Below are 13266 nucleotides of genomic sequence, written 5' to 3' on the forward strand. Positions count from 1 at the left end.
CGGCACTGTGGGCCTCCCTCAGCGAGGGCGGTCTCGCTTACGATGGCCGTTGCGGTGGGGACCACCTGCCGTGCCCGCGCTCGCGTCCATGACAAGACCCAGTGCCAGGCCCGACCGGCAAGGAGACCAGCCTCAGTGTCCGTCTTCAACAAGCTCATGCGTGCAGGCGAAGGAAAGATCCTGCGCAAACTGCACCGCATCGCGGACCAGGTCAACTCCATCGAAGAGGACTTCGTCAACCTCTCCGACGCCGAGTTGCGGGCGCTCACCGATGAGTACAAGCAGCGGTACGCCGACGGCGAGAGCCTCGACGACCTGCTTCCCGAGGCCTTCGCGACCGTGCGCGAGGCAGCGAAGCGTGTGCTCGGTCAGCGCCACTACGACGTCCAGCTGATGGGCGGCGCCGCCCTGCACCTCGGCTATGTCGCCGAGATGAAGACCGGTGAGGGCAAGACCCTCGTCGGCACCCTTCCCGCGTACCTCAACGCGCTCTCCGGCAAGGGCGTGCACCTGATCACGGTCAACGACTACCTGGCCGAGCGCGACTCCGAGCTGATGGGCCGGGTGCACCGCTTCCTGGGCCTGACGATCGGCTGCATCCTCTCCAACATGACGCCGGCCCAGCGCCGCGAGCAGTACGGCTGCGACATCACGTACGGCACGAACAACGAGTTCGGCTTCGACTACCTGCGCGACAACATGGCGTGGTCCCAGGACGAGCTCGTCCAGCGCGGCCACAACTTCGCCTGTGTCGACGAGGTCGACTCCATCCTCGTCGACGAGGCCCGTACGCCGCTGATCATCTCCGGTCCGGCCGACCAGGCGACGAAGTGGTACGGCGACTTCGCCAAGCTCGTCACCCGTCTCTCCAAGGGCGAGCCGGGCAACCAGCTCAAGGGCATCGAGGAGACCGGCGACTACGAGGTCGACGAGAAGAAGCGGACCGTCGCCATCCACGAGGCCGGTGTCGCCAAGGTCGAGGACTGGCTGGGCATCGACAACCTCTACGAGTCGGTGAACACCCCGCTCGTCGGTTACCTGAACAACGCCATCAAGGCGAAGGAACTGTTCAAGAAGGACAAGGACTACGTCGTCATGGACGGCGAAGTCATGATCGTCGATGAGCACACCGGCCGTATCCTCGCCGGTCGCCGCTACAACGAGGGTATGCACCAGGCGATCGAGGCGAAGGAAGGGGTGGCGATCAAGGACGAGAACCAGACCCTCGCCACGATCACCCTCCAGAACTTCTTCCTGCTGTACTCGAAGCTCTCCGGCATGACCGGTACGGCGATGACCGAGGCGGCCGAGTTCCACCAGATCTACAAGCTGGGCGTCGTCCCGATCCCCACGAACAGGCCGATGATCCGCAAGGACCAGTCCGACCTGATCTACCGGACCGAGGTCGCCAAGTTCGCCGCCGTCGTCGACGACATCGCGGAGAAGCACGACAAGGGGCAGCCGATCCTGGTCGGCACGACCTCCGTCGAGAAGTCCGAGTACCTCTCGCAGCAGCTCTCCAAGCGCGGTGTGCAGCACGAGGTGCTCAACGCCAAGCACCACGACCGCGAGGCGAGCATCGTCGCCCAGGCCGGTCGCCGCGGCGCCGTCACCGTCGCCACGAACATGGCGGGCCGCGGTACGGACATCAAGCTCGGCGGCAACCCGGACGACCTCGCCGAGGCCGAGCTGCGCCAGGCGGGTCTGGACCCGGTCGAGCACGTCGAGGAGTGGGCCGCGGCCCTGCCCGGCGCCCTGGAGCGTGCCGTCAAGGCCGTGAAGACGGAGTTCGAGGAGGTCAAGGACCTCGGCGGGCTGTACGTGCTGGGCACCGAGCGCCACGAGTCCCGCCGCATCGACAACCAGCTGCGCGGTCGTTCCGGCCGTCAGGGCGACCCCGGCGAGTCCCGCTTCTACCTCTCGCTCGGCGACGACCTGATGCGCCTGTTCAAGGCGCAGATGGTCGAGCGCGTGATGGCCATGGCCAACGTGCCGGACGACGTGCCGATCGAGAACAAGATGGTCACCCGGGCCATCGCCTCCGCCCAGTCGCAGGTCGAGACGCAGAACTTCGAGACCCGCAAGAACGTCCTGAAGTACGACGACGTGCTCAACCGGCAGCGCCAGGTCATCTACGGCGAGCGCCGCCGCGTCCTGGAGGGCGAGGACCTGCACGAGCAGGTGCAGCACTTCATGGACGACACGATCGACGACTACATCCGCCAGGAGACCGCCGAGGGCTTCGCGGAGGAGTGGGACCTCGACCGTCTGTGGACCGCGTTCAAGCAGCTCTACCCGGTGAAGGTCACCGTGGAGGAGCTGGAGGACACGGCCGGGGACCGGGCGGGCATCACCGCCGAGTTCATCGCCGAGTCGATCAAGAACGACATCCACGAGCAGTACCAGACGCGCGAGACGCAGCTCGGCTCGGAGATCATGCGCGAGCTGGAGCGGCGCGTGGTCCTGTCCGTCCTGGACCGCAAGTGGCGCGAGCACCTCTACGAGATGGACTACCTCCAGGAGGGCATCGGTCTGCGCGCCATGGCGCAGAAGGACCCGCTGGTCGAGTACCAGCGCGAGGGCTTCGACATGTTCACCGCCATGATGGAGGGCATCAAGGAGGAGTCCGTCGGCTACCTGTTCAACCTGGAGGTCCAGGTCGAGCAGCAGGTCGAGGAGGTCCCGGTGCAGGCCAGCTCTCCCTCGCTCGACAAGCAGGACGCGGTGCCCGCCGGGCGTCCGGAGATCCGCGCCAAGGGCCTCGACGCCCCGCAGCGGCCCGACCGGCTCCACTTCTCCGCGCCGAGCGTGGACGGTGACGGCGGTGTCGTCGAGGGCGACTTCGCCTCCGACGACGCGGACGGCGGCGACGGGATGACCCGTGCCGAGCGCCGCAAGGCCCAGAAGAACGCGGGCGGCGGGCGTCGCCGCAAGAAGTGAGGCCGGGACCGCCGAGGTCCTGAGCCGATGACGGAAGGGGTCGGTCGCCCGATGGGCGTCCGGCCCCTTTCCGTCGTGCCGGGCGGTCCGGTCCCTTTCTGTGGTGCCGGGCGGCCGGTCCCTTTCTGTGGTGCCGGGCGTCCGCTCGCTTCCGTGGTGCCGGGCGGTCCTGCCCCTTCCGTCACGTCGGGCGGTCCCGTCCCTTCCGTCACGTCGGGCGTCCGGTCCCCTCCGTCATGCCGGGCGGTCCGCCGTCCCGAGTCCGTCGAGCTCCACGGCGGCGCAGCGCCAGCGGCGGTCCGCCCCCCGTTCCAGACGGAAGGCCATGGCCCGCAGACGCGGTCCCGTGGCGATCGTCGCGAAGGCTTCGAGGACGGTCCTGCCGTCGTGCGCCTGCGCCGAGCAGCGGCGCAGCACCGGGCGGGGACCGAGCGAGCGCAGCGGGGTGCGCGGGGCGATCCGGACGAGCTGCTCGTACGCCTCTCCGACGGTGTGGCCGAGCATCCAGTGGACCGGGCGCTCCCCGCTGAGGACGGCGAGCAGGCGCTCGGCGAAGACGGTGTGCGGGGGGAGGGCGCGGGGTGCCGGGGCGGTGCGGGGGCGCGGGACGGTGGGGCGGGGGTGGATGCCGGTGTGGCCGCGCGGGCGGGTGCCGGCCGGTCCGCCGGGGGCGCTGCGGGGGCGTGGCGTGCGGGGGCGGGTGGCCGCCGTGGCGGGGTGCGGCCGGGCGGCGGGTACGGGGGCCGGGTGCGGCGCGGGGGCGCCGGAGGGGGCGTGCCCGGGTGCGGCGGGCGGTGCGGCGGTGAGCGTGCTGGTCATGAGGGCCCCCTGTCAGTGCGTAACCGGCTGGTACCAGTCGGTAACTTTCCTTGGGGATCTTGTACGGGTGGGGCCGGAGCCCCCGCAAGGAGCGGCCCGCGCCGAAGGTGTCCGAAAACGGAATCACCTATCCGGGTGAAGGCCCGAAAATTCGGGTCACCGGGGTCCCCGGAGGTCCGCCGCGGGGGTGGACGCGGGCCCGCTCCGGCCGGAATCCCCGAAGGGGGACTCCGCACGTATCCTGAGGCTCTCCGACCACGGATGCGTCTACGAAAGCGGCCAGTCATGCGCGTGTACGTCCCCCTGACCCTCCCCGGTCTCGCACAGGCGCACGAGGCGGGCGAGCTGGGCCCCGGCCCGCTGACCGCCTACGCCGTCACCCCCGCCCTGCGCGAGTGGTACGTCTCCGACGACATCGAGGAGCTGGAGTACGCGGCGCTCAACCGGGCCGCCGCCGCCTCCCTGCGCCTCCTCGCCGGGGCCCCGGGGGCGCCCCGGCGCCGGATCGTCGTCGCCGTGGACGTCGCCGACCGCGACGCGGCCACGGACCCCGGCCCGGGGCTCGACGCCGCTTCCGTCGGCGAGGTCCGGATCGCCGGGCCCGTACCGCTCGCCAAGGCCGCCGCCGTGCACGCGGACGCGGACGACGCCGAGGCCGACGTCACGGCCGCCGCCGCCGCGCTCGGGGCGGCGGACCAGGGAGACGACGACGCGCGGTTCGTCGTGGACGGCGCCGAGGACCACGAGCTGCTCTGGTTCGGCGTCCAGGAGATTCCCGCGCTCCTGGGCTGATTCCCGGCCCGGCACGTGACTGTCCGAGTCGCCGGGTACGGTCCTCTCCATGGGGAAGCACGACGGCTTGCGGGGCAAGCACCTGGTCTGGGACTGGAACGGCACGCTGCTCGACGACATCGGCGCGGTCATCGGGGCGACCAACGCCGCCTTCGCCGAGCTGGGACTCGAACAGATCACTCTGGAGCGGTACCGCGAGCTGTACACGGTGCCGGTGCCCAAGTTCTACGAGCGGCTCATGGGGCGGCTGCCCACGGACGCCGAGTGGAGCGTCATGGACGGCGCCTTCCACCGGCACTACTGGGCGCGGGCCGAGGGCTGCGGGCTGACCTCCGGCGCCGCCGAGCTGCTCGCGGTCCGGCAGGAGTCCGGGTTCACCCAGTCGCTGCTCTCGCTCGCGCCGCACGCCGAGCTGATACCGCTGGTGCGGCGGCACGGGATAGCCGAGCGGTTCGTCCGGATGGACGGCCGGGCCGACGCCTCGACGGACGGGAAGTCCGCGCACATGGTGCGGCACCTGGCGGCGCTGGGCGGCGTCCGGGCGGACCGGGTGGTCGTCATCGGGGACGCGGCCGACGACGCGCTGGCGGCGGCCCACGTGGGTGCCAAGGCGGTGCTCTACACCGGGGGCTCGCACAGCAGGGCGTCCCTGGAGCGGGTGGGCGTCCCCGTGGTCGACTCGCTCGCGGAGGCGGTGGCGGTCGCGGAGGAGCTGGCCTAGCGGGTCCGGGCGACGCGGGGTCCGGGCGATGCCGGGGCCGGTGGTGCGGGGCCGGTGACGCCGGGCCCTGGCGGTGCTGGGCCCGCGGTGTTGCGGGGCCCGGTGACGCCGGGGTCTCGGCCGTAGGGGCGGGTCAGGGGCTGCCCGGCGGGTGCGGCGGTGCCGAGAGCCCTGACCGCTGCTGGGCTCCTGACCCCGCCCGGCTCCTGACCCCGCCGGGCCCTGTCCCTGCCGGGTCCCTGACCGTGCTGGGTCTCTGACACCGTCGGGTGCCTGTCTCCGTCGGGTCCCTGATCGTGCTGGGCCGCTGACACCTCCGTGACCGGCACCGGCCGGACCCTGACGCCGCCCGGCGCCGCACCGCCCCGGCCCCGGTCGTCGGGGGCCGGGCGGTGCGGTCGTGGGGGTCAGCCCTTGGCGCGGAGCACCTTCAGGAACTCGCGCATCCACACCGGGTGGTCCGGCCACGCGCGGGAGGAGACCAGCAGGCCGTCCACCACGGCCTCGCTGTCCTCGAAGGACGCCCCGGCCGCCCGCATGTCCAGCTCCAGCGCGGGGTACGCCGTGACGCGGCGGCCCTCCAGGCTGCCCGTCGCCGCCGTCAGGAGCGGTCCGTGACAGATCTGCGCCACCGGCTTGTCGGCGTCGAAGAACGCCTTGAGGATCTCGCGCAGCTCCGGATCGTTGCGCAGGTACTCCGGCGCCCGGCCGCCCGGGATCACCACGGCCGCGTACGCGCCCGGGTCCACCTCGGAGAACGCCAGATCGGCCGGCCAGGTGTAGCCCGGCTTCTCCGTGTACGTGTCGAAACCGGGCTCGAAGTCATGGACGACGAAGCGGAGCGTCTTGCGCGCCGGGGCCGCGATGTCCACCTCGTACCCCTCTTCGAGGAGCCGCTGGTACGGGTACAACACCTCCAGCGACTCCGCCGCGTCCCCGGTCACGATCAGGATCTTCGCCATGGCTCTCCCAGATCACAGATTTCGGTCTGCCGTGCTGCGCCCATGCTCGCGCACATGCCGCCCCCGGCGGGGCTCTTTGCCAAGAGGACATGTGTCGCTGTCCAGAACGTCAAACTTCCCCCTCATCTTTTGTACACATGCGGCTCATGACGGTTCGGGGGTCGGGGGCGATAGGCTTTTGCCGTGATCAGCGCGATACGCCGTGGGGGCAGTGAAGCCCCCGGCCGCCGCCCGACCCGCCACGGCGGCCGGGCCCACCGTGCGTTCGCCGATCCCTTCCGTCCGGGCGTGCCGCTCTCCGTGGCCGATAACGACCCGGGCATCTCTCATCCGGGCATACCGTCGACATCGACCGGAATCACCGCGTCGTGGCGTTGTGCCCTTTCTTCCACCGACGTCACGCAACGGCGCGCGACAGGAGTCAGAGGACATGCAGACCAAGCTGGACGAAGCCAAGGCCGAGCTGCTCGAAAGGGCCGCCCGGGTAGCTGAGCACAGCCCGGTCGGGGGGCGACTCCCGACGGGCACCGAGGGCGCCGGGGAGCGTCCGGACCGGGACACGGTGCTCGAGTACCTCCAGCGCTACTACCTGCACACCGCTCCGGAGGACCTCGGCGACCGGGACCCGGTCGACGTGTTCGGTGCCGCGCTCTCCCACTACCGCCTCGCGGAGAACCGTCCGCAGGGCACCGCGAACGTGCGCGTCCACACCCCGACGGTGGAGGAGAACGGCTGGACGAGCAGCCACTCCGTCGTCGAGGTCGTCACCGACGACATGCCCTTCCTCGTCGACTCCGTCACCAACGAGCTGTCCCGCCAGGGCCGCGGCATCCACGTCGTGATCCACCCGCAGGTCCTCGTCCGCCGTGACGTCACCGGGCGCCTCATCGAGGTCCTCTCGGCCCAGATCCACGGCGAGCTGCCGCACGACGCGCTCACCGAGTCCTGGATCCACGTCGAGATCGACCGCGAGACCGACCGCGCCGACCTCAAGCAGATCACCGCCGACCTGCTGCGCGTCCTGTCCGACGTCCGCGAGACGGTCGAGGACTGGGAGAAGATGCGCGAGGCCGCCCTGCGGATCGCCGACGGCCTCCCGGCCGAGCCCACCGCGTCCGACCTGCGCCCCACCGAGGTGGAGGAGGCCCAGGAACTGCTGCGCTGGCTCGCCGACGACCACTTCACCTTCCTCGGTTTCCGCGAGTACGAGCTGGTCAACGGTGACGCCCTGTCCGCCGTGCCCGGCACCGGCCTCGGCATCCTGCGCTCCGACCCGCAGCACACCGGCGACGAGGGCCACCACGCCCACCCCGTCTCGCCCTCCTTCAGCCGGCTGCCCGAGGACGTCCGGGCCAAGGCCCGCGAGCACAAGCTGCTGATCCTGACGAAGGCCAACAGCCGCGCGACCGTGCACCGCCCCTCGTACCTCGACTACATCGGCGTGAAGAAGTTCGACGCCGACGGCAACGTCATCGGCGAGCGCCGTTTCCTCGGACTGTTCTCCTCGGCCGCCTACACCGAGTCCGTCCGCCGGGTCCCGGTCGTCAAGCGCAAGGTCAAGGAGGTCCTCGCGGGCGCGGGCTTCTCGCCCAACAGCCACGACGGCCGCGACCTGCTCCAGATCCTGGAGACCTACCCGCGCGACGAGCTGTTCCAGACCCCGGTCGACCAGCTCCAGGCCATCGTCACCAGCGTCCTGTACCTCCAGGAGCGCCGCCGCCTCCGGCTCTACCTGCGCCAGGACGAGTACGGCCGCTACTACTCGGCCCTCGTCTACCTGCCGCGCGACCGCTACACCACCCGCGTCCGGCTGCGGATCATCGACATCCTGAAGGAGGAGCTCGGCGGCGCCAGCGTCGACTTCACCGCCTGGAACACCGAGTCGATCCTCTCCCGGCTGCACTTCGTCGTCCGCGTCGAGCCCGGCACCGAGCTGGCGAAGCTCACCGACGCCGACGTCGACCGCGTCGAGGCCCGGCTCGTCGACGCGGCCCGCTCCTGGGCCGACGGCTTCGCCGAGGCGCTGAACGCCGAGTGCGGCGAGGAGCGCGCCGCCGAGCTGCTGCGCCGCTACGGCAACGCCATCCCCGAGGGCTACAAGGCCGACCACTCGCCCCGCGCGGCCGTCGCCGACCTGCTCCACCTGGAGGCCCTGGCCCGCACCGAGGGCAAGGACTTCGCGCTCTCGCTGTACGAGCCGGTCGGCGCGGGCCCCGGCGAGCGCCGCTTCAAGATCTACAAGACGGGCGAGCCGATCTCCCTGTCCGCCGTGCTCCCGGTGCTCAACCGGCTCGGCGTCGAGGTCACCGACGAGCGCCCCTACGAGCTGCGCCGCACCGACCGCACCCACGCCTGGATCTACGACTTCGGTCTGCGGATGCCCGCCACGACCGGCAACGGCGACTACCTCGGCGACGACGCACGCGAGCGCTTCCAGGAGGCCTTCGCCGCCACCTGGACCGGCAGGGCCGAGGACGACAACTTCAACTCGCTCGTCCTGTCCGCCGGGCTCACCTGGCGCGAGGCGATGGTGCTGCGCGCCTACGCCAAGTACCTGCGCCAGGCCGGTTCGACGTTCAGCCAGGACTACATGGAGGACACCCTCCGCAACAACGTCCACACCACCCGGCTGCTCGTCTCCCTCTTCGAGGCCCGGATGGCGCCGGAGCGCCAGCGCGCCGGGACCGAGCTGACCGACGGCATCCTGGAGGAGCTGGACGGCGCCCTCGACCAGGTCGCGAGCCTGGACGAGGACCGCATCCTGCGGTCCTTCCTGACCGTCGTCAAGGCCACGCTGCGGACGAACTTCTTCCAGAAGGACGCCCAGGGGGAGCCGCACTCCTACGTGTCGATGAAGTTCGACCCGCAGGCCATCCCCGACCTCCCCGCGCCCCGCCCGGCCTTCGAGATCTGGGTGTACTCCCCGCGCGTCGAGGGCGTCCACCTGCGCTTCGGCAAGGTCGCCCGGGGCGGCCTGCGCTGGTCCGACCGGCGCGAGGACTTCCGTACCGAGATCCTCGGCCTGGTCAAGGCGCAGATGGTGAAGAACACCGTCATCGTGCCGGTCGGCGCCAAGGGCGGCTTCGTCGCCAAGCAGCTCCCGGACCCGTCCGTGGACCGGGACGCCTGGCTGGCCGAGGGCATCGCCTCGTACAAGACCTTCATCTCGGCGCTGCTCGACATCACCGACAACCTGGTCGCGGGCGAGGTCGTGCCGCCCCTCGACGTGGTCCGCCACGACGAGGACGACACCTACCTGGTGGTCGCCGCCGACAAGGGCACCGCGACCTTCTCCGACATCGCCAACGGGGTCGCGGAGTCGTACGGCTTCTGGCTCGGTGACGCCTTCGCCTCCGGCGGCTCCGCCGGATACGACCACAAGGGCATGGGCATCACCGCCCGCGGCGCCTGGGAGTCCGTCAAGCGGCACTTCCGCGAGCTGGGCCACGACACCCAGAGCGAGGACTTCACCGTCGTCGGCGTCGGTGACATGTCCGGTGACGTCTTCGGCAACGGAATGCTGCTCTCCGAGCGCATCCGGCTGGTCGCCGCCTTCGACCACCGGCACATCTTCCTCGACCCCACCCCGGACGCGGCCGTCTCCTACGCCGAGCGCCGCCGCCTCTTCGAGCTGCCCCGCTCGTCCTGGGCCGACTACGACTCCTCGCTGCTCTCCGCCGGTGGCGGCATCCACCCCCGCAGCGCCAAGTCGATCCCGGTCAACGCGCAGGTCAGGGCCGCCCTCGGCATCGAGGCCGGGATCACCAAGATGACTCCGGCCGAGCTGATGAAGGCCGTGCTCCAGGCCCCCGTCGACCTGCTGTGGAACGGCGGAATCGGCACCTACGTGAAGTCCTCGGCCGAGACCGACGCCGACGTCGGCGACAAGGCCAACGACGCCATCCGCGTCGACGGCCAGGACGTCCGGGCCAAGGTCGTCGGCGAGGGCGGCAACCTCGGCGCGACCCAGCTGGGCCGCATCGAGTTCGCCCGCTCCGGCGGCCCCCGGGGCGACGGCGGCAAGATCAACACCGATGCCATCGACAACAGCGCGGGCGTCGACACCTCCGACCACGAGGTCAACATCAAGATCCTGCTCAACGGGCTCGTCGCCGAGGGCGACATGACCGTCAAGCAGCGCAACAAGATCCTCGCGGAGATGACCGACGAGGTCGGCGCGCTCGTACTGCGCAACAACTACGCGCAGAACACGGCCCTGGCCAACGCCGTCGCCCAGTCGCCGTCCCTGCTCCACGCCCACCAGCGGTTCATGCGCCGCCTGGGCCGCGACGGGGCCCTCGACCGCTCCCTGGAGTTCCTGCCCAACGACCGGCAGATCCGCGAGCTGCTCAACAACGGCCGCGGTCTGAGCCAGCCGGAGCTGGCCGTCCTCCTCGCCTACACCAAGATCACGGTGGCCGACGAGCTGATCGGCACGGAGCTGCCGGACGACCCGTACCTGCGCGGACTGCTGCACGCGTACTTCCCGACGCTGCTGCGCGAGAAGTTCCCCGAGGCGGTCGACGGCCACGCGCTGCGCCGCGAGATCATCACCACGGTCCTGGTCAACGACACCGTCAACTCCGGCGGCTCGACCTTCCTGCACCGGCTCCGCGAGGAGACCGGCGCGTCGATCGAGGAGATCGTCCGGGCGCAGACCGCGGCCCGGGTGGTCTTCCGGCTCGGCCAGGTCTGGGACGCCGTCGAGGCGCTCGACAACCAGGTCCCGGCCGAGGTCCAGACCCGGATGCGGCTGCACTCGCGGCGGCTCGTCGAGCGCGGCACGCGCTGGCTGCTCAACAACCGGCCGCAGCCGCTCCAGCTCACCGAGACCATCGAGTTCTTCTCCGAGCGGGTCGAGGAGGTCCGGGCGCAGCTGCCCGGTCTGCTGCGCGGCGCCGACCTGGAGTGGTACGAGTCGATCCGGGACGAGCTGATCGGGGCGGGCGTGCCGGAGGAGCTGGCCCAGCGGGTCGCGGGCTTCTCCTCGGCGTTCCCGGTGCTCGACGTCGTGGCGATCGCGGACCGGATGGGCAAGGAGCCGTCGGCGGTGGCCGAGGTCTACTTCGATCTGGGCGACCGGCTGCGGATCACCGATCTGATGGACCGGATCATCGAGCTGCCGCGCAGCGACCGGTGGCAGTCGATGGCCCGCGCCTCGATCCGCGAGGACCTGTTCGCGGCGCACGCGGCGCTGACGGCGGACGTCCTGACGGTGGGCAACGGCACGACCAGCCCCGAGGAGCGGTTCAAGGGCTGGGAGGAGCGGAACACGGCGATCCTGGGCCGCGCGCGGACGACCCTGGAGGAGATCCAGGGCTCGGACACCTTCGACCTGGCGAACCTGTCGGTGGCGATGCGGACCATGCGCACGCTGCTCCGGACGCACAGCTAGTCGTACCGTCCCCGGACCTGGTTTCCCGGTCCGGGGGACGTGGAGGGCCCCGCCGGATCTCCGGCGGGGCCCTTCCGCGTCCCCCGGTCGCCCCGGGTGTTCCCGGGTCGCCCTAGGCGGTCTCCGTGGGCGGTCCCGGGACCGTCGAGGTCCACAGGCGGTGGGCGGCGAGCAGGGCGGCGGCGAGCAGCAGACCGTTGCGGAGCACCATGACGGCCAGGCCCCTGGGGGTGCCGGCGAGGACCTCGTCGTACAGGACGGGGTACGCGAGCGAGCTGAGCGCCGCCGCCGGGAGCAGCAGCAGCGCGACCGGGCGCATCACGGTGGCGCGGGAGGTCAGACAGACGGCGGCGAGTCCGAGCAGCCAGATCAGGTACTGGGGGCTGATGACCCGGCTGGTGGCGGTGAGGAGCAGGACGGCGGCGAGGGCCGCGTCGAAGGGGGTGGCGGTGGTCCAGCGGTGGGCCCGGACGCGCCAGAGCAGCAGCCAGCCGAAGGTGATGACGGTGAGCAGCAGGGCGAGGTGGCCGAGGCTGGAGACGTACGGGCCGACGTACTCGAAGGCGCCGTAGCGGTACTCGACCCGGCCGGGCCAGACGCCGGTGGCGCGGGCGAGCGCGAGGGCGGTGCCGCCGAGCGATTCGATCTGGACGCCCCGGTCGCCCTGGCGGCGCAGGAAGCCGAGCGAGTCGGAGAAGAACAGGGCGAGGGTGGCGAGGAGCGCGAGGGCGGCGACGGCGGCGGCGGTCCAGGCTTCGCGGGTGGTACGGCCCCGGGGGGTGCCGATGAGGGCGAGAACCGGCCAGACCTTGACCATGGCGCCGATTCCGGCGAGCGCCCCGCCGAGCTGGTGGGCGGCGGTCGGGCGGGCGCTGAGGGCGAGCAGGGCGAGGACCGCGAGGGCGGTGGTCTGGACGTCGTACCGGGCGAGCGGCAGATGCAGGAGGAGCGGCAGTCCGCAGGCCCAGTACCAGGCGCCGTGGGTGAGCCGGGAGCTGTCGGCGCGGGCGAGGGCGAGGGTGACGACCGCGTCGGCGACGAGGGTGAGGGCGACGAACGCCTGGAAGTACGTCAGCCAGGGCAGGAGGCCCGGGGACATGATCACGACTCCGGCGCCGGGCGGGTACTGCCAGGTGACGTCGCCGGGCGGGAAGGTGCCCTGGGCGAACTGGCCGTACCAGTGGCGGTAGAGGTCCACCTCGCGGCCGACCCCGCCGATGCCGAGGTTGTCGCGCAGGAGCAGCAGGACCATGCCCGCGCGGGTCAGCAGCCAGAGGACGGCGAGGGCGAGCCGGGGGCCGAGGCCGACCGTGACGAAGGTGGCGGAGGTGAAGGTGTCCGAGTCGAAGGGGGACGCGGTGAGGGAGGGGGGCGGGGGCGCGGACGGCCGGGGCGGAGGGGGGTGATCGTTCGTCATCCCTCCGCACTTTAGACCTCTATGTACCATTTGCCCGGAGTCTTGGCCGTGAGGGCGGCTCCGGTCGTGGGTCCGGTCGCGGCTCGGCCGTGAGTCCGCTCGGGGTCCCGCTCGTGGGTCCGGCCGTCGCTCCGGCTGCGGGCCCGGTCACGGCCCTGACGGCGGCTCCGGTCCTGGCTCCGGTCCCGGTCCCGCTCGTGGTCCTGGCCCCGGCCCGACC

At 71.5% G+C, this 13266-nt stretch carries 7 protein-coding genes; 4 read left to right on the forward strand and 3 right to left on the reverse strand.

Going from position 1 to position 13266, the window contains the following annotated elements:
• The first annotated feature begins 135 nt into the window (after positions 1 to 135).
• Entirely contained in the window at positions 136 to 2940 is a 2805-nt protein-coding gene (gene secA, locus ACFXGN_RS26565; protein ID WP_384863955.1) for a preprotein translocase subunit SecA, read from the forward strand.
• A gap of 234 nt (positions 2941 to 3174) precedes the next feature.
• Here secA and ACFXGN_RS26570 read toward each other — a convergent pair whose 3' ends face one another.
• Positions 3175 to 3759 carry an Rv3235 family protein gene (locus ACFXGN_RS26570; protein ID WP_384863957.1) on the reverse strand — a complete coding sequence of 195 codons (585 nt, stop codon included), beginning with the start codon at positions 3757 to 3759 and terminating at the stop codon, positions 3175 to 3177.
• 285 nt (positions 3760 to 4044) lie between these two features.
• Between ACFXGN_RS26570 and ACFXGN_RS26575 the strand changes: the two genes are divergently transcribed.
• Together ACFXGN_RS26575 and ACFXGN_RS26580 are read left to right on the forward strand one after the other, a co-directional pair.
• Positions 4045 to 4551 (forward strand): DUF6912 family protein, encoded by a 507-nt coding sequence (locus ACFXGN_RS26575; protein WP_351782974.1) that lies wholly within the window; start codon positions 4045 to 4047, stop codon positions 4549 to 4551.
• Between the two features lie 49 nt (positions 4552 to 4600).
• On the forward strand, positions 4601 to 5272 hold the full coding sequence (locus ACFXGN_RS26580; RefSeq protein WP_384863960.1) for an HAD family hydrolase: 672 nt from the start codon (positions 4601 to 4603) through the stop codon (positions 5270 to 5272).
• A gap of 407 nt (positions 5273 to 5679) precedes the next feature.
• Here the strand turns inward: ACFXGN_RS26580 and ACFXGN_RS26585 are convergent, their stop codons facing one another.
• A complete protein-coding gene (locus ACFXGN_RS26585) occupies positions 5680 to 6234 on the reverse strand; it encodes a DJ-1/PfpI family protein (RefSeq protein WP_384863962.1) in 555 nt (184 codons plus the stop codon).
• A 430-nt stretch (positions 6235 to 6664) separates the two neighbouring features.
• Here ACFXGN_RS26585 and ACFXGN_RS26590 point away from each other — a divergent pair, with 430 nt between their 5' ends.
• Positions 6665 to 11629: an NAD-glutamate dehydrogenase gene (locus tag ACFXGN_RS26590; protein ID WP_384863965.1), complete on the forward strand. Its 4965-nt coding sequence runs from the start codon at positions 6665 to 6667 to the stop codon at positions 11627 to 11629.
• Between the two features lie 112 nt (positions 11630 to 11741).
• Here ACFXGN_RS26590 and ACFXGN_RS26595 read toward each other — a convergent pair whose 3' ends face one another.
• Positions 11742 to 13046, reverse strand: a complete 1305-nt coding sequence (locus ACFXGN_RS26595) for a glycosyltransferase 87 family protein (RefSeq protein WP_384863968.1) — start codon at positions 13044 to 13046, stop codon at positions 11742 to 11744.
• Positions 13047 to 13266: the final 220 nt, after the last annotated feature.

The organism is Streptomyces sp. NPDC059247 (assembly GCF_042754005.1).
Taxonomy (GTDB): domain Bacteria; phylum Actinomycetota; class Actinomycetes; order Streptomycetales; family Streptomycetaceae; genus Streptomyces.

Coding starts and splice junctions, on each gene's coding strand:
- ACFXGN_RS26570 (WP_384863957.1), bottom strand. CDS start 3,759: ATGACCAGCACGCTCACCGCCGCACCGCCCGCCGCACCCGGGCACGCC.
- ACFXGN_RS26590 (WP_384863965.1), top strand. CDS start 6,665: ATGCAGACCAAGCTGGACGAAGCCAAGGCCGAGCTGCTCGAAAGGGCC.
- ACFXGN_RS26580 (WP_384863960.1), top strand. CDS start 4,601: ATGGGGAAGCACGACGGCTTGCGGGGCAAGCACCTGGTCTGGGACTGG.
- ACFXGN_RS26585 (WP_384863962.1), bottom strand. CDS start 6,234: ATGGCGAAGATCCTGATCGTGACCGGGGACGCGGCGGAGTCGCTGGAG.
- ACFXGN_RS26595 (WP_384863968.1), bottom strand. CDS start 13,046: ATGACGAACGATCACCCCCCTCCGCCCCGGCCGTCCGCGCCCCCGCCC.
- ACFXGN_RS26575 (WP_351782974.1), top strand. CDS start 4,045: ATGCGCGTGTACGTCCCCCTGACCCTCCCCGGTCTCGCACAGGCGCAC.